Here is a 16,872-nt window from a genome sequence, read left to right on the forward strand (position 1 = left end):
GATGAAAAAATATATAGTATTAGTATTGCTATCGGTTTTTGTGATTTCATGTAAATCAAAAGCTGTGGCAGTACAAAACACAGACAAACCTGCAGGAACGCCAAAAGAAGATAAAAAAGCAATAGCAAAACATTACGACAATAAATTAGATTTCAAAACATTAAATATAAGAGCAAGCGCTAAATATGAAGATGAAAAACAAAGTCAGAATGTAACTGCCGAAATCAAAATTGAGAAAGACAAGCAAATTTTGGTAAGTGTTCGTTTTCTTGGAATCACAATGGCAAAGGCATTGATCACACCTACTACAGTAAGTTATTACGAAAAAATAAAAGGTACTTATTACGAAGGTGATTTTACAAGTTTAAGCAAATGGCTTGGAACTGAATTAGACTACAGCAAAGTTCAAAATTTATTGGTTGGAGAAGCTTTGGATGATTTAAGAAAAGGAAAATATACACAGACGATTGTAGAAAATCTTTTTAAGTTGGAAGATGAAAAAGAAGCTAAAATAAAAAAGACATTCTATTTAGATTCAGAAAAATATTTGCTGCAAAAAGAGGAAATTTCACAACCTGCAGAAAACAGAATGTTAGCAATAAAATATTCTGATAGTAAAACTTTTGATCAGGGAATACTCCCAACCAAAATCGAAATTAATGCTGTTCAGCCAAAAGGGAAGACCGATATTAATTTAGAATATAATAATATTACATTTAATGAAGAACTTTCTTTCCCATATAGTGTTCCAAGTGGGTATAAAAAAGTTATAATTAACTAAATTTGCAAAAAGAAAAAAGAAACATGCCAAAATTTCTCCTAAGCCTAATTTTTATTTGTGCCACAACTTTCATGTGGGCGCAGGATTCGCAACAAGAAAAACTGGAGCAGCGTAAAGCTCAGATTCAGCAGGAAATTAGAGACAATGAAAAAATGCTGCAGTCTGTAAAGAAAAAAGAAAAATCGGCTGTAAATGTATTTTTGATTCAGGCGAATAAAATTAAACTGAAAGAAAAACTGATCAATACGACTGCCCGACAAGAGAAGATTTTAAACAATGATATGTACATTAACCAGCTTAAGGTTAATAAGCTGAAGCGAGAATTAGCAGTTTTGAAAGAAGATTATGCAAAGATGATCCTGAAATCATACAAAAGTCGTTCGGAGCAAAGCAGAGCAATGTTTATTTTATCTTCTGAAAGTTTTTTACAGGCCTATAAAAGAGCGCAATATTTAAAACAATATACTAATTTCAGAAAAAATCAAGGTCTGGAGATTCAATCAAAAACCGCTCAATTAGTAGATTTCAACGCAAAATTAGATGGTCAAAGAAAAGTAAAGAAAAAGATTATTGCTGAAAATCAAAAGGAAAAGCAAAGTTTAGAAGTTGAAAAGAAGGAGCAGCAAAAATTGGTTAATGCTATTAAAAAAGATAAAAATAAAATTATTGCTGATACCAGAAGCAAACAAGCAGAAGCGAAAAGAATCGACAGACAAATTGATCGTTTGATTCGTGAAGCGATTGCTGAAGCGAATAGAAAAGCTGCCGCAGAAAGAGCAAAAGACAATCCTGGATCAACCGTATCTACTGCTCCGGTTTCATCATCTAAAATTGCTTTAACACCAGAAGGAAAAATCCTGGCTGCCGACTTTAAAGCAAATCGTGGAAAACTACCTTGGCCTGTCGAAAAAGGATTTATTTCATTAGGATATGGTGATCAGCAGCATCCGCTTTATCCTGGCGTAACCGTTCATAATTCGGGAGTAGAGATTACAACAGAATCCGGAGCTACAGCACGCGCCGTATTTGAAGGTACAGTTTCAAGCGTTATCGTTTTATCTCCGATCAACAGGGCTGTTATGATTCAGCATGGAGATTATTTCACCGTTTATCAAAATTTAAGTCAGGTATTTGTAGAAAAAGGAGATAAGGTAAATATCAAACAAAGTATTGGAAAAGTAAGAACTAGTGGCGATACCGGAAAAACAATTATTAAGTTTTTGATTCTTCAAAACACATCAAATAACAATCCGGAAGGATGGTTGCAAAATAGATAAAAAACAAAGGGAGCTAATTTTAAGCTCCCTTTGTTTATGGTTATATTCGATTATTCATATTGTTCTAAAAAATATTTCACAACATCGGTTGTCGTTACAATTCCTTTTAGTTCTCCATTGTCAACAACAGGTAAAGCGTGAAAATCTTCCTTGGCAAAAATTTCAGCCAGATCCCTTATTATAGTATCAGATGAAACGGTTTTGGGTTTTGAAGTCATGACCTGAGAAACAGTCAACATATCCAAAATCGCTTCGTCAGCTCCTTCCTGTCCTTCAAACAAAGCGCCAAAAGTCAAACGGTTAATATCTGTTCTGCTAATAATACCTATAACTTCTTTTCCTTTAACAATCGGAATGTGGCGAATCGTGTTTTTCTTCAGCTTCTCAACAACTTTTTTAAGGTCATCATTTTCGTTTGCAGTCACTACAGTTTTAGTCATAATATGACTGATTGGTTCTCTTTTTTTCATAATTGATTTGTTATTAGGTTCTGTCAAATATGTAGAATAATTCTGATAAATAGTATGATTTTTATCATCGTTGAAATTTTATATAGAGGAACTCATATTTTAGGTTTTCATCAAAAAAAGAATCAAAATCGCAGTAAAAGGAGGTAAGAATGTAAAAATCATTCTATTGTTCAATTGAAATTGTATCGAGTGAAATTTAAAAATAGTATTTTTGCACTATGGAAACAAATAGACAGAAAAAAATAGGCGGTGTCATCCAAAAAGATTTGGTTGATATTTTGCAAGGTGAAGTGCGAAAAAACGGAATTAATAATTTGGTAATTTCGGTGTCCAAAGTTAGCGTAACATCAGATTTATCTGTGGCAACAGTATATTTAAGCATTTTTCCACAAGAAAAAGCAAAAGAAACTTTAGAAGGTATAAAATCAAACACTACCTTAATCAAACACGATTTGTCGCAACGTGTTCGTTTGCAATTGCGTCGCGTACCAAACCTGGTATTTTTTATCGATGACTCATTAGATTATATCGAAAAAATTGACAATGCTTTATCAAACAGAGAAAACCCAATTGAAAATCGTGATCTTTTAGAAAAAAGAAGAAAATCATAAGTTGAATTTCCCCCTTTACATAGCCAAACGTTACATTTTTAGCAGAAGTAAAAATAATGCTATCAATATCATTAACCGCATTGCCAGCATGGGAATTATTGTTGGCACAATGGCTTTGTTTGTAGTTTTGTCTGTTTTTAGCGGACTAAAAGTATTCAGTCTTTCCTTCACTAATGAAATTGATCCCGATTTAAAAATTACAAGTACGCTGGGAAAATCATTTTTAATTACACCCGATCAGGAGAGTGAAATTAAAAAAATACAAGGCGTTGCTTCGTATACCAAAATTATCGAAGAACGTGTTTTGTTTTTGTTTAAAGACAAACAGCAGGTTACCTACCTAAAAGGAGTTGATAGTTTGTATCCAGTCGTAAACGATATCAGAAAGAAATTGTTTAATGGCCAATGGGTGAAACCAGATACGTATCAGGTAGTTGTCGGTTACGGAATTGCAAGAGATTTTTCGATGGGAATTTTGGATTTTGAAAATCCGTTGCAAATATTCGCACCGAAACCTGGAAAAGGAGCATTTGAAAATCCTGAAGAAGCTTTTAATAAAACGGATGTTTTGCCTGTCGGAATTTATTCGATCAGCGAAGATTTAGATTCGAAATATGTGTTTGCAGATTTAAGTTTGGCACAGGAATTATTGATGTACAAACCGAATCAGATTTCGGGAGTTGAATTCAAATTAAAAGAAAATGTAAATGAAGATGCTGTCAGGTCTCAACTGGAAAGCATTTTTAAAAATAAAATCACAATCAAAAACAGAGCGCAACTTAATGAGTCTTTGTATAAAATGCTAAACACCGAAAATATTGCTGTTTATCTGATTTTTACGTTGGTAATTATTGTGGCACTTTTTAATTTGGTTGGCGCTTTAATCATGATGATTTTAGATAAAAAAGGAAATCTGAAAACCCTTTTCAATTTGGGAACAGAAATCAAAAGTCTTCGAAAAATATTTATGCTTCAGGGAACTTTATTAAGTGTTTTTGGAGGAATTATAGGTCTTGCCCTTGGGATTATTATGGTTGTTTTGCAACAAAAATATAATCTGATTATGCTAACACCAACTTTGGCCTATCCGGTCGTTTTTACTTTAGAAAACGTACTTATCGTAATGGGAACAATTGTTTCACTTGGTTTTGTGGCTTCCCTAATTGCCAGTAGCCGAGTGAGTAAAAAGCTGTTAGATTAATATTTCTTGTTAAAAAATATTACCTATATTTATCGTCTTAAAAATCTACAGCATATGATTGTTTCTGTCTAATCCTATTTTTATTTTTTAATAATTAGGATACTTACGTTTTTTTTCTCGTGTTCAGATAATTCAATCTGGACCAATTTTATCATTTATCCTATATATCATGACAGAAACAACAATACAAAAAAGTTTATTTTCTAAAATTTTTACCACTTTAAAACAAGCACTCAAAGGCGACGAATCGTTTGACTATACTGCCGGAAGCATTAAAAAAGCCGTTATTTTATTAGCTATTCCGATGGTCTTGGAAATGATGATGGAATCGGTTTTTGCTTTAGTCGATTTATATTTCGTTGGACATTTAGAGCACAGCAGTTTTGCAATTCAGACTGTTGGTTTAACCGAATCGGTACTGATGATTATCTATTCTTTGGCAATCGGAATGAGTATGGCAGCAACGGCTGTTGTGGCGCGACGCATTGGAGAAAAAGATCCAGTCGCTGCTGCGAAGGCTGGAATGCAGGCCATCATTATTGCTTTTGCAGTCAATAGCATAATGAGTATTTTGGGCGTTATTTATGCTAAAGATATTTTAATTTTGATGGGAGCATCCGTTGAAGCTGCAGAACATGGTTTCCGATTTACTCAAATCATGATTGGAAGCAGTTTATGTATCATGCTTTTATTCTTAATCAACGGAATATTTCGTGGGGCCGGAAATGCTGCAATTGCTATGAAAAGTTTATGGCTGGCGAATATCTGCAATATTATTTTATGTCCAATTTTGATTAACGGGTTAGGACCTATTCCGGCTTTTGGATTAGTGGGTGCTGCTTTGGCAACCACTTTAGGAAGAAGTATCGGCGTATTATACCAAGTGTATCATTTATTTTTTGGGAATGGAGTTTTAAGAATTTTTATCTCGTATTTTATCCCAGATTTTAAGCAGATAAAAGCCTTGGTAAAAATCGCAGCCCCAGGAATTTTACAATTCGTTATTGCCTCTTGTAGCTGGATTTTTCTGGCGCAACTAGTTGCTACAACTGGTGGTGATCACGGTTCTGCAGGTTATCAGACCGCATTGAGAATTATGATGTTTTTTATACTTCCAGCTTGGGGACTGAGTAATGCAGCGGCAACTTTGGTTGGACAGAATTTAGGTGCGAAACAAATTGAACGTGCTGAAAAATCAGTATATACAACAGCAAGATACAATGTCATTTTTATGGCGACGATCATGGTCATTACATTGGTTTTTGGAAAATACATCATTTCATTTTTTACAAATGACGAAATGGTTAGAATAGTCGCTGTTGAAGCATTACAAATTATGAGCGTTGGATTTGTTTTCTACGGAATCGGAATGGTTTTGATCAATACTTTCAATGGTGCTGGTGATACCTGGACGCCAACCGGAATTAATTTCTTCGGATTTTGGCTATTCCAAATTCCTTTAGCTTATGTATTGGCAAAACATTTTAATATGGGACCTACTGGAGTTTTTATTGCGATTCCGGTTGCTGAAACTGCGATAACTTTAGCAGGAATTGTGCTTTATAAAAGAGGAAAGTGGAAACGTATTCAGGTTTAAGCTTTTGTTTTGTACAATATTTCTTAAATATCATCGTTGGTAATTTATAACCAAAAACAAATTGATATGAAAACTAAGATTAAAGTTCTGGTAATTTTGAGTGCGGCCGTGTTTGGACTTTTTGCTTTTAAGTCATTAGAGACTAAAAAGATAATCGTTATTGATGCCGGTCACGGTGGAGATGACTTTGGTGCAGCCTTGAATGGTTTGCAGGAAAAAACAATTGTAGAAACAATTGCTAAAAAGATTAAAGCTCAGAATAAAAATGAAAATTTAGAAATTGTCTTACTTCGTGAAGGTGATCATTTTATGGAATTAAGCGAACGAGTTTCTATGATCAATAATCTAAATCCGAACTTAGTAATTTCATTGCATATTAATGCTTCTGAGAATTTAAACAAGAATGGTGTTCAGGCATATGTTTCTTCTAAATCTAAATTTTACAACGAATCTAAAACAAATGCTGAGATTCTGGTTGATAAAGTGGCAGGAGATTATTTTTCAAAAGGTGAAGTGAAAGAAGCTTCCTTTTATATATTGAAAAATTCAAATTGTCCGGCAATGACTTTAGAAGTGGGTTATTTATCAAATGTTAATGACAGAACCTACATTACCAGTGAAAAAGGGCAAAATGAAATTGCCGCAAAAATATTAGAAGCTGTAAAGTAAAGAGATAATTAAAATAAAAAGGACCTTCAATCGAAGGTCTTTTTTTATGTTTTAAGCAAACTCATATCCTGCATAAACCTGTTCGATTTCTTTCATAACTGCAAATAAATCTTCAGGTGCATCAGTTGTAACTAATTTTTGTTTGTATTCTTTAAACGAATGAATTCCTTTGAAATAATTAGTGTAATGGCGTCGCATTTCAACGATTCCCAATCTTTCACCTTTCCATTCCATTGACCACATTAAATGGTTTCTGGCAGCTTCAACGCGATCGATAACGGTTGGAGCAGGTAAGTGTTCTCCCGTTTTAAAGAAATGTTTGATTTCATTAAAAATCCACGGATAACCAATCGCAGCACGACCAATCATGATTCCGTCGATTCCGTATTCATTTTTATATTTTAATGCTTTTTCAGGACTATCGATATCTCCATTTCCAAAAATGGGCATTGTAATTCTCGGGTTGTTTTTTACACGTGCAATATGCGACCAATCGGCGTGGCCTTTGTACATTTGTGCACGGGTTCTGGCGTGAATGGTCAAAGCCTGAACACCAATATCCTGAAGTCTTTCGGCAACTTCATCAATATTAATAGAGCTTTCGTCCCAGCCTAAACGCGTTTTTACAGTTACAGGTAAATCGGTACTTCTGATAACAGCTTTCGTTAAACGAACCATCAAATCGACATCTTTTAAAACGCCGGCTCCTGCACCTTTACAAACTACTTTTTTTACCGGACAACCAAAATTGATATCCACTAAATCTGGTTTTACAGTAGAAACAATTTTAGACGAAAGTGCCATTGCTTCTTCATCTCCGCCAAAAATCTGAATTCCCACCGGACGTTCGTAATCAAAAATATCCAGCTTCATTCTACTTTTGATAGCATCACGAATCAATCCTTCCGATGAAATAAATTCAGAATACATCATGTCAGCCCCGTGTGTTTTGCATAATCTGCGAAACGGCGGATCGCTCACATCTTCCATCGGTGCGAGTAATAAAGGAAATTCGGGTAATTCTATGTTGCCAATCTTGACCATCTTCAATATTTTGTGCAAAATTACAACTTTTTAATCGAATTTGTGCAATTAGAGGTACAAAGGGGCAGAGCGACAATCCCGAAGTTTCGGGATAAAGGTTTTTTTATAATGGTGATTATCAATATCTCTGGTAAAAATATCTTTTTATTTGGGTTGTGTTTTTAATAGTTTTCCGTTTTTCCAGGTCTCAATTTTAGAGACACTTCCATCTTCATTATAGAAATATTGTTTTTTTACTGGAATATTTTTATCGAATATACCTTCATATTTTATATTTCCATTTTCAAAATACTCTCTGTAAACACCAACTTTCTCATTATTTATGGTGTTTTTTTCAAGTTTTAAAAATCCATTATAAAAGTATTCCTTATAAGTTTCGATATCTTTTTTATTACTTTCTTCAAGTGTATTTTCACTTTTTAAATCTCCATTATCGTAGAATTGAAATATGTGAACTTTTTTAAAATTTTCATTTTTACCAACTTCATATTTGTAATCTGAAGTTTCAACGACTATTCCATTTTCATTAAATTCCTGGGCATACATTAATTTTCCTTCGTTGTAAAACTCTATTGTTTCCAGTTTTCCATCTTTATTATATGAAAAATTATTGCCTTGCATTATATTACAATGATAATTAGCAGTATAACTTAAAGTTCCGTTCTCATAATAATTTTTCCAAATTCCGTGTTTTTTTCCGACTTGAATGGTGTCTTTTTCTTTACCAACTCCGCAACCTGCAATATAAATTCCTTTACGATTTGTTTTATATTCGCAATCTTTATAAAAGCCTTCTGTTTTTAAATTTCCATTTTGATAGTACTCTTTATATATACTATCTAAAGTGTTTTTGTTTATGAAACTTTCTGTTTTAGTTTTACCATTTTCATACTTAGTGATATACTTTTGTTGTGAATAAATTTTCACAATAAAAATTAAAAGTAAAATTGTCTTTAGTTTTGAAAATGCCATTTTGATTTTGAAATTTCTGGGTTAACAATAAAACTTAAAATTAAAAGATTTTTTCTAAAATATGGATTCACAGCTTTCCAGTTTAGGGTCTATGCAGTTCGGTAATCAAAAAACCGAATTGGTTTTCTGCTCATCGGATTAAAAACTAACGGATTTAAAGTTTCTTTTGAAGCGAATTCTATTTTTGGAGTGACTCTTAATTTAGCCCTGAAATGATCTTTGATTTCCTGAAGAAATTCTGGTGTTTGATTTTTTACGGCAATTTTTATCAGAATTTCATCCGTTCCTAAATCGTTGGTGGAAATTTCAATAAGATGATTTTCGATATTGTCAAAACCACTCAAAACATCATTCATCGCTGGCGGATACAGTGTTGTTCCTTTGTATTTAATCATTTGTTTTTTGCGTCCAATTACTGGCCCAACGCGTAAAGTATTTCTTCCACAAGCACAAGGTTCATCATGAAGTTGTACAATATCGCCGGTTTTAAAACGTAATAACGGCATGGCTTCAATTCCTAAAGTGGTAAAAGTCAATTCGCCAACTTCGCCATTTTTTACAGGAATGTTATTTTCATCCAAAACTTCTACAATAATTAATTCCGGATGATGATGTCCGCCAATTCCGTGTTCACATTCGGTAAAAGCGGTACTCATTTCAGTTGAAGCATAAGTCGAAAACAACTTAATATTCCATTTTTCTGCAATTTTTTTAGATAAGGTATTCATCGAAAAATCTTCATTTCTCAAAGATTCTCCAATACAGATGGCTCCTTTTATGCTCGAATTGTTATAATCAATTCCGTGTATTTCTGCATATTCAATCAGTTTCAAAAGAAAAGAAGGAACCGTAATTAAATAGGAAGGTTTGTATTTTAAAATCGAATCCCATTGCAATTCCGGAATTCCTGCACCAACGCGTATGACTCCAACTTTCAGTTTTCTTAAACCTAAAAAGTAAGCCAAACCAGCCATAAATTTTCTGTCGATTGTCGTCATTAATTGAACCACATCGCCTTCTGCAATTCCGGCGCAGGCAAACGAAATAGCTTCATTATAAGCCAATCGATCCAAATCAGAATCAGTTAAACCAAAAGTTACCGGATCACCTAAAGTCCCTGAAGTAGAGGCGTAGTCAATAATTTTATGTTGCGGCACGCACAAAAAATCATCATTATATTGCTGTAAATCTTCTTTTGTGGTTACGGGTAAATATTGTAAATCCTCGAGTGTTTTAACCTTCCTAATATCAATATTTCTTCCGGCAAAAAGACGTTTATAAAAAGGAGAATTCTCATTGATATACGTTAAAAGCTCAGCTAATTTTTGTTCCTGAAAAATTTTAATTTGGTCTAAAGAATCTTTTTCTATTGCTGGAATCATGGTCATTTTCTCTTGATTTTTTTTAAATATTTTTCAATTGTTTCTTTTTCAGGAACAGTTGTAATTTCTTTGGTTAATGCTTTCTCAAAGTTAATCTGAGCAAGTTGGAAATATTTTTTTTGATAAAAATACAATCCTGCTTTATAATATACAACCCAGTAATCAGGGTTTAAAGATTGGTAATGCTGAATAAATTCTAAAGGAATCTCCTTTTTATTTTTCAAATATAAATCTATTTTATCGTCTTCGATTCTAAATTTCTGATAGTTTTGAAATGCTTTTGTATCTAAAAATGGATCTTTGGCAATATTCAAATTTTCTTCTTCAAAAGAAACTATAGATTTTGTTTTTCTATCTTTAAAAACAGAATCTAAATTATAACATACAAATTCGCCCAATTGATATGGATTTGTAGAAACCCAAACTAATTTTTCCTTTGGTTTAAAAATAATTCCGTGATGCGCCATCAATTGATTCAATGCTTTTTCGTTTCCATAACCTAAAGCTATATCATGTAATCCTTCTTTATTTCTCAGAATTTTTGATGCAATTTGAGGATTTATTTGAGGATTTTCAGTAAAAAGTTCCTGCATTCTGTCAAAACGATATTTAGAATGACTATTAGAAATTTGCGTCTGATTTCGCTCCTCATTTTTTAAAGCATCGCTCTGAAAATGATTCGAACAAATCAATTGTTTACTATTTGGAACATCGTAGATGCCCATTTTTTTAGGTGAAACCTCGATTAAAACGGCTTTATTATCCTGAGCACTTCCAACCATTATAGACTCAGAAACAAATACTTTTCTCTTTTTAGCAATAGCAATTGCTTCGTCTATGTTTTGCGCATATTGCAAAATTTCACGAGTTAGAATAGAAATAGGTGTTTTGGCACTTAACGGAATTTTAGATTTTGATGCATTTATCGTAACCGTCAAACCTTCTTTATTCATTCCGGAAACGGCACCAATCATTCCGGGCCAGGTAACCATCATAAACGGGTGACCTTCTTTGGGTTTTATAAAAGCAACTATTTTATTTTCTGCGAAAGCATCATTTACATAAAAGTCAAAATTACGGCCAAGAATTAAATTGCCACTTTCAGATTTTTCACCCCAGGCAGCAAAAGAGGAACAACCAACCAAAGCCAAATCTTGTAAGGCGTGGCCAATATCGTGCGCGGCATGCAAATATAAACTACGCTGATATTGTGGTGCTATGTCATTAAAATTTCTAGAATTGTATTGAGAAACACCATAGATTTCTGTTTGATATTCGCTTGGAACATTCTGATATAATTTTCGGTTGTACCATTTTAGAAAATTCCGAAGTAGATTTTGCTGGAATGTGGAAGGAACAATATCTTCAATCCTGGAAAAAAATATTTGTTCCTGCTTTTTTAAAAGTGAATCTGATAAAGCGCCATTTGAAAGACCAATTTCGAGAGGATCACCTTCAACATATAATTCCCACAGACCTTGTTTGTTCTTTAAAAGCGAATTTTTACCTGAGAAAAACACAGTATCAGATTGTTTGGTTACAACAGGTTTAGTGGCATTATAATGCGCAATATCAGGTAAATGTTTTTTTGACTTTGATGTTCCGCAAGCAAGAAACATCAATGTAAAACTGATAAAGAAAAGTAATGGAATTCGACTCTTCATATTCTTTTTTATTCAGATGCCTGATTGATTTTGGTTACTAAATATTCTTTTCCAAGAATTTCAGAACAGGTTACGATAGCTCCAATAGTTACCCCCAAAACGCCGTGCATATTGATGCTTTGTCCGGTAAGATAAAGATTGTCTAATTTAGTTTTTGATGGAATAAGGGTTTTCATCGGATTGCCGGAATCTTTGACATATCCATACATATTACCATTGTGTCCGCCAATATAATCCCGATAAGAAAGTGGTGTCGAAGTATGAATCGACTGAATACAATCTTTTATTCCTGGAAATTTTAGTTCAATTTCATCAAGAAATTTAGCTGTTTTTCTGTCTTTAAATTCTTCATAACTTTCGCCACGATTATTTTCTTCTACAGTTGTGTTAAAAGTATTCATCCAGGGAGCCACATCGTCATACTTCATATACGTGATGAAAGTCATCCCTTCTGCCCATTCTTCTTGTTTTTTTGAAGCATTCATAGAAGCCATAAAAGCTTTTGGCCATGAATTTTCGTCGTAATCATGGGCATTCCAGACTTCAGAGCTTTTCTTAAAATGATAATGATTATGATTGATGTATTTGAAAGTTTCAGGCTTAAAAACAAGGTATAAACTAAAAGCCGAAATAACGCCTTCAAGACTCTGAATTCGACTAAAAAATGCTTTTCTGAAATGCTCTTCGCCAACTAGTTTCAGTGTAATTTTAGGATCTATATTAGAGATAAAACGAGTAGCAGAAACCTGAGTCCCGTCTTTCATTTCAACAGCCGTTACTTTGTTGTTCTCAACATTAAAACGAGTAACTTCCTTATATTTATAAAATTCGCCACCATGTTTTTTGAGTTGTTTTAAAAGTTGTTTTGTAATCTGGCTTCCGCCATTAATACAGCGCCAGGAACTTTGTATATAGGAATTTACTGAAAGTGCATGAACATAAAACGGTGATTTATCAATACCCGCATACAGAAAATTGGTACCGGCGAGAACAGCTTTTAGTTTTTCATTTTGAGTACTATTGTCGATTATTTCTTTTGCGTTTAATTCTAAAATAGCATTGTCGTATTTGCCTTCCCATTTTAAATTGTATAGTGGAAATGAGTCGCAAATTGTTCGTAGTTTGGTGCAGTATTCCTCAATATTTTCTTTTTCTTCAGGGAAAAAATGCTCTAATTGTTTTACAAAATTTTCATAACCTTGTGCATGTGGATATTCGTTTTGATCGTCTTCAAAAGAGATCATATCAAAACCATTTTCATCTAATTTTTTTAGATTTAATTTGTCGATAATCCCTAAATATTTAAAATATTTATAGAGATTTTGCCCTTCACTTAAACCTCCGATATAATGAATTCCGGTATCAAAAATGGTTTTATCGCGTACAAAAGTTTGTAGATTTCCTCCGTATTGATTGTTTTTTTCGAGCACACAAACGCTATAGCCTTCTTTCGCCAAAATAATTGCCGAGACTAAACCGCCTAGTCCACTGCCTACAATTACAACATCGTATTGTTCTTTCATCTAATTTTTCTTTAATACGATTATCGAATTTTCTTCTAAAACACATTCAAAACCAAAGTTAATCAAAGTGGTTTTTAAAGTGAAATTATCAATCAAAATAATGCAAGAAGTTAGAGCAACGATTTTTTTAATAGTATTACTGTAGTTTTCATCCGAAATTAAAACGGCATCAAATTGATTTTCTGAAATGCTTTCAAGATTTTCCAGATAAGATATTTTTCTCTTTTTAAGGAAATAATTGGTTTTCGCTACTAACGATTTTTCTTCGTCAGCAATATGAGAATGTATTTTTCGCTGTGGTTCCTGCAAGGTCAATAAAACATCCAGTTGCCCATAATCATTTGCTAAATGCAATATTTTGGCTTTCGCGGAAAGATGCCTGTTTAAGCGATAATAGATTTCGAAATGTGTTTTTAAATTGCTTTTAACACTGTTGATGATTTCAATTTCTTTATAATCATAACTATGAATAAGCATTTTTTTGAAATATTCCGGCCCTTCCAATTCCTGACGAACTTTAGCAAATTCAGCTTTAAAATACGAACTTAACTGTTTGCTTCTTTCAGCATAATTATTCCCAAAAGAAAGATTATCTGGTGAAATTCTTTCTAAAATAGAAACGGTTAGAGAACTGTCATGAATTACAAAATCACCTTTCGGAATTGCTTCTGAAGCACCGTGAATTAAAACAGGCAGAATATCTATATTGAATTCTTCGGCAAGATAGAAAGCGCCTTTATGAAAACGCTTAATCTGATTGCTTTCAGAGCGGGTTCCTTCAGGAAAAATCATTAACGAATAGCCTTCGTTTACTTTTTGACGCAAATGTTCAACGCCGCCTTCAATTCCTTCTGAAACAGGATAAAAACCAGCTTTTCTTACTGTGCCGCCAAAAATAGGAGAGTTGTATACCCAGTCATTCACTAAAAATATGATTTTCGGACTCAACATTCCCATTGCCAGAATATCGATAAACGAAGAATGATTGGCAATAATAATGGCTGGTTTTTCGAAATTTTCATCAAATTTATTAATGACTTTTTTATGAAGATACGGACTCGAATATAAAACTGATTTCATGAATTTTGAAATCACATATCTAAAGCCTTTCATTTTAGTTTTCTCCTTTATCGGAAGAATCGGCATGATGGTAATGCTGAAAAGTGACATCAAAATACCGCCAAGTCCATAATAAGTAAACGAAATGATACCGTGAATAAAGGTGCGTAAAACAAAAGGTGGATTTCCTTTTTTCGAACGATTTGATATAAATAGTTTAAAGAGGATCGGATAGAAGATAAATGTGATAATCAATGCGGCGAAAACTCCAATTAATGAAACCGATGAAATAGATCTCAACGCCGGATGTCTGGCAAAAATCATTGCGCCAATTCCTAAAATAGTGGTAATAACAGCCAAAATAATGGATGTTCTGTAAATGGCAATTTCGTTTTTCCCTGTTGAATATTCTTTTTGAAGTGCGCTGGTCATGAAAATACTAAAATCAACTCCGTGTCCAAAAATCAGAGTGCAGACAATCATGCTGAATATATTCATTTGAATGCCAAAGATGCCCATAATTCCTGCCGTGACAATTCCGGTTAATGCGATCGGAATACAGCTCACGATTACCAATTCGATTCTTCTGAAAAAGAAAAACAAAATCAGAATTACTGCAACAAACGAATAATTGACAAGCGAATTAAAATCGGTTTTCAAAGTGCTGAAAAACGTTTCATTCATTTGCTGGCGATCAATTGCAATCAGATTATTTTTGGCTGAAGCCGATTTTACAAAAGCGTCTCGCTGTTTTGGAGTCACTTTTACCAAAGTCGAAATCGTATAAAAACCATTTTTTTCGGTTACAAATTCTTTCAGTTGCAACGCCTGAATTTTTAAATATTCCTGAGCGGAAATTGGTTTGAAATTGAAATCTAAATGGTCATAAAAATTAGAATAAGTGGTTGGCTTAAAGCCGAGTTTTGAACCTTCGGCAATTAATTCAGATTTTAAAAGCTGTTTTTTATTGGCATCCCAAAACGAATTCCATTGGTCAATTTTTTGCTGTTGCTCTTTTTGCGAAAGCATAATGCCGCCAACCGAACTAAAATTTAAAATTTTGTTTTGTTGTTTTTCTTTTGATAAATCAGAAAAAAGCTGGCTGTTGTTTTGCAAAACTTCTTCCATGCTTTTTCCATATGAAGCAACATAAATAGTTTTTGAAGTTAAACTCGTGCTTTCTTCCAATTCTTTTTCTGCCGCTTTAATTTCCTTAGGAACAAAATTCAACTGCGACAAATCGTTATTGAAACCAACATTATTATAAGTAAAAAAGCAGACAATGGTAATTAAAACACAAAAACCAATTAATATTTTATTGTTATGAAAAGAAAAATGAGCCAATTTATCAATGACATTTTTCTTGTGCTCAAAATTGTTTTCTTTTGGTTTGTATAAATGCGGTACAATCAAAAGCGAGAAAAATGCCGAAGCCATTACGATCACGGCAGCGAAAATTCCCAGATCATTCAATGCATCTGATTTTACAAACAGCAAACATAAAAAGGCAACAGCCGTAGTCGAACTGCTCATAATTACCGGCATCGTAATATCTTTGTACAATGTTTTTACATCGCTGTTGTGTTTGTAATGCGTCAGAATATGAATGGAATAATCAATTGTAATTCCGAGTAAGATTGAACCAATTCCGAGTGAAATCGCTGAAATCTGTTCTTTCACAAAATATAAAAACGCCACGGCAAACAAAGCGCCGAATACTGTTGGCAGAAAAATAATTAGCGGAATTAATACCTTTCTATAAAACAAAATCAAAATCAGCATTAGCGTAATCATCGCGATTGTTGTCGTTAAAACAATATCGCTTTTAATTTGATTGGCATTGGCAACGGCGATTAAAGCCGAACCAAAATAACTGATCGATGTTTTGTTTTTAAATTTTTGATTTAAGTTTTCCTGAATTGATTTGAGTTTAGAAGCAAAAATGGTGTTTTGCTCCGTTTCGCTCGACGGAATATTTGAAGTTATAAAAAGCAATAATTTCTTTTTGTCTTTGGTCATGACAAAACCATTGTCAAGCGTAAAATCGTCACCAATATTTAATTGCTGTAATTTTTTTAAAGCGATAAACGAAATCCCAAGCGGGTCCTGCAGAATAAAATCTTTTGTAATAAACCCGGATGGCGAAATAATCGATTTGTAATTTCCCTGAACGGTTGCCGCAATACTGTCTTTCTGCAGTTTCTTTTGAATGGTTTCGTAATCCTTATTATCCAGGAAAAGCGGCAGATTGCCGTAAACGAAATCAATAGTTTCCTGAATATTTTCTTCGTCAATTTTTCCCTGAATCCCGGTAACATAAGGTTTGCAGGATTTGGCAACACTATCAGAAAAAGCAGTTGCCATTTCTTTTAAATCTTCGTCCGTTCCGTTTTTTTCGAGTTTGAAAATAACGGTTATTTTATCGGCAAAATTTAATTGTTTTAAAACTTTTGCCGTTACGTCAGACTTGTCGTTGGTTGGAATTAATTTCGTAATATCTTCTTCAAATTTAATTTGAGAAGCAAAAAAGCCAAAAACAAAAAGCATCAAAATAGCCAGCGCAACCGACAAAGATTTTCTTCGGTTGACAAACATATGAATGGCGTAGAAATAGTGATGCAT

At 33.4% G+C, this 16,872-nt stretch carries 13 protein-coding genes; 6 read left to right on the forward strand and 7 right to left on the reverse strand.

Annotation, left to right across the window (positions count from 1 at the left end; all coding sequences use genetic code 11):
* Window position 1 precedes the first annotated feature (1 nt).
* Together lolB1 and AC6CH4_RS22120 are read left to right on the forward strand one after the other, a co-directional pair.
* Window positions 2-781, forward strand: coding sequence for a lipoprotein insertase outer membrane protein LolB1 (lolB1, locus tag AC6CH4_RS22115; protein ID WP_498106831.1), 780 nt, complete (start codon window positions 2-4; stop codon window positions 779-781).
* 23 nt (window positions 782-804) lie between these two features.
* Window positions 805-2,058 (forward strand): murein hydrolase activator EnvC family protein, encoded by a 1,254-nt coding sequence (locus tag AC6CH4_RS22120; RefSeq protein WP_498106833.1) that lies wholly within the window; start codon window positions 805-807, stop codon window positions 2,056-2,058.
* 50 nt (window positions 2,059-2,108) lie between these two features.
* On the opposite strand, the gene AC6CH4_RS22125 is transcribed toward AC6CH4_RS22120, so the two are convergent.
* The gene (locus AC6CH4_RS22125) at window positions 2,109-2,528 is read right to left on the reverse strand and encodes a CBS domain-containing protein (protein WP_498106835.1); all 420 of its coding nucleotides are present in this window, start codon (window positions 2,526-2,528) and stop codon (window positions 2,109-2,111) included.
* A gap of 218 nt (window positions 2,529-2,746) precedes the next feature.
* Between AC6CH4_RS22125 and rbfA the strand changes: the two genes are divergently transcribed.
* The 4 genes from rbfA to AC6CH4_RS22145 all read left to right on the forward strand — a co-directional run bounded on the left by rbfA (window position 2,747) and on the right by AC6CH4_RS22145 (window position 6,606).
* Complete coding sequence (gene rbfA, locus AC6CH4_RS22130; RefSeq protein WP_007808467.1) at window positions 2,747-3,139, forward strand: 30S ribosome-binding factor RbfA; 393 nt, start codon at window positions 2,747-2,749, stop codon at window positions 3,137-3,139.
* Window position 3,140: 1 nt separating this feature from the next.
* Window positions 3,141-4,340, forward strand: a complete 1,200-nt coding sequence (locus AC6CH4_RS22135) for an ABC transporter permease (RefSeq protein WP_498106837.1) — start codon at window positions 3,141-3,143, stop codon at window positions 4,338-4,340.
* A gap of 169 nt (window positions 4,341-4,509) precedes the next feature.
* A complete protein-coding gene (locus AC6CH4_RS22140) occupies window positions 4,510-5,937 on the forward strand; it encodes an MATE family efflux transporter (RefSeq protein ID WP_498106839.1) in 1,428 nt (475 codons plus the stop codon).
* A 66-nt stretch (window positions 5,938-6,003) separates the two neighbouring features.
* Window positions 6,004-6,606, forward strand: a complete 603-nt coding sequence (locus AC6CH4_RS22145; protein WP_498106841.1) for an N-acetylmuramoyl-L-alanine amidase family protein — start codon at window positions 6,004-6,006, stop codon at window positions 6,604-6,606.
* Window positions 6,607-6,657: 51 nt separating this feature from the next.
* Here AC6CH4_RS22145 and dusB read toward each other — a convergent pair whose 3' ends face one another.
* The 6 genes from dusB to AC6CH4_RS22175 form a co-directional block, all read right to left on the reverse strand.
* On the reverse strand, window positions 6,658-7,650 hold the full coding sequence (gene dusB, locus AC6CH4_RS22150; protein WP_498106843.1) for a tRNA dihydrouridine synthase DusB: 993 nt from the start codon (window positions 7,648-7,650) through the stop codon (window positions 6,658-6,660).
* Between the two features lie 144 nt (window positions 7,651-7,794).
* Window positions 7,795-8,622, reverse strand: coding sequence for a toxin-antitoxin system YwqK family antitoxin (locus AC6CH4_RS22155; RefSeq protein ID WP_498106845.1), 828 nt, complete (start codon window positions 8,620-8,622; stop codon window positions 7,795-7,797).
* An 89-nt stretch (window positions 8,623-8,711) separates the two neighbouring features.
* A complete protein-coding gene (gene flxY / locus AC6CH4_RS22160) occupies window positions 8,712-10,004 on the reverse strand; it encodes a flexirubin biosynthesis putative acyl-CoA ligase FlxY (protein WP_498106847.1) in 1,293 nt (430 codons plus the stop codon).
* Window positions 10,005-10,006: 2 nt separating this feature from the next.
* Window positions 10,007-11,668 (reverse strand): C45 family autoproteolytic acyltransferase/hydrolase, encoded by a 1,662-nt coding sequence (locus AC6CH4_RS22165; RefSeq protein WP_498106849.1) that lies wholly within the window; start codon window positions 11,666-11,668, stop codon window positions 10,007-10,009.
* Between the two features lie 8 nt (window positions 11,669-11,676).
* Entirely contained in the window at window positions 11,677-13,191 is a 1,515-nt protein-coding gene (locus AC6CH4_RS22170) for a phytoene desaturase family protein (protein ID WP_498106851.1), read from the reverse strand.
* Window positions 13,192-16,872 carry a 1-acyl-sn-glycerol-3-phosphate acyltransferase gene (locus AC6CH4_RS22175; RefSeq protein WP_498106853.1) on the reverse strand — a complete coding sequence of 1,227 codons (3,681 nt, stop codon included), beginning with the start codon at window positions 16,870-16,872 and terminating at the stop codon, window positions 13,192-13,194.

It is taken from the genome of Flavobacterium sp. GQ95, from assembly GCF_059758655.1.

Excerpts from the sequence above, each read along its gene's own strand:
- AC6CH4_RS22165 (WP_498106849.1), bottom strand. The coding sequence starts at position 11,668 with ATGAAGAGTCGAATTCCATTACTTTTCTTTATCAGTTTTACATTGATG.
- AC6CH4_RS22145 (WP_498106841.1), top strand. The coding sequence starts at position 6,004 with ATGAAAACTAAGATTAAAGTTCTGGTAATTTTGAGTGCGGCCGTGTTT.
- AC6CH4_RS22170 (WP_498106851.1), bottom strand. The coding sequence starts at position 13,191 with ATGAAAGAACAATACGATGTTGTAATTGTAGGCAGTGGACTAGGCGGT.
- dusB (WP_498106843.1), bottom strand. The coding sequence starts at position 7,650 with ATGGTCAAGATTGGCAACATAGAATTACCCGAATTTCCTTTATTACTC.
- flxY (WP_498106847.1), bottom strand. The coding sequence starts at position 10,004 with ATGATTCCAGCAATAGAAAAAGATTCTTTAGACCAAATTAAAATTTTT.
- AC6CH4_RS22155 (WP_498106845.1), bottom strand. The coding sequence starts at position 8,622 with ATGGCATTTTCAAAACTAAAGACAATTTTACTTTTAATTTTTATTGTG.
- lolB1 (WP_498106831.1), top strand. The coding sequence starts at position 2 with ATGAAAAAATATATAGTATTAGTATTGCTATCGGTTTTTGTGATTTCA.
- AC6CH4_RS22120 (WP_498106833.1), top strand. The coding sequence starts at position 805 with ATGCCAAAATTTCTCCTAAGCCTAATTTTTATTTGTGCCACAACTTTC.
- AC6CH4_RS22140 (WP_498106839.1), top strand. The coding sequence starts at position 4,510 with ATGACAGAAACAACAATACAAAAAAGTTTATTTTCTAAAATTTTTACC.
- AC6CH4_RS22125 (WP_498106835.1), bottom strand. The coding sequence starts at position 2,528 with ATGAAAAAAAGAGAACCAATCAGTCATATTATGACTAAAACTGTAGTG.
- rbfA (WP_007808467.1), top strand. The coding sequence starts at position 2,747 with ATGGAAACAAATAGACAGAAAAAAATAGGCGGTGTCATCCAAAAAGAT.
- AC6CH4_RS22175 (WP_498106853.1), bottom strand. The coding sequence starts at position 16,872 with ATGCATCACTATTTCTACGCCATTCATATGTTTGTCAACCGAAGAAAA.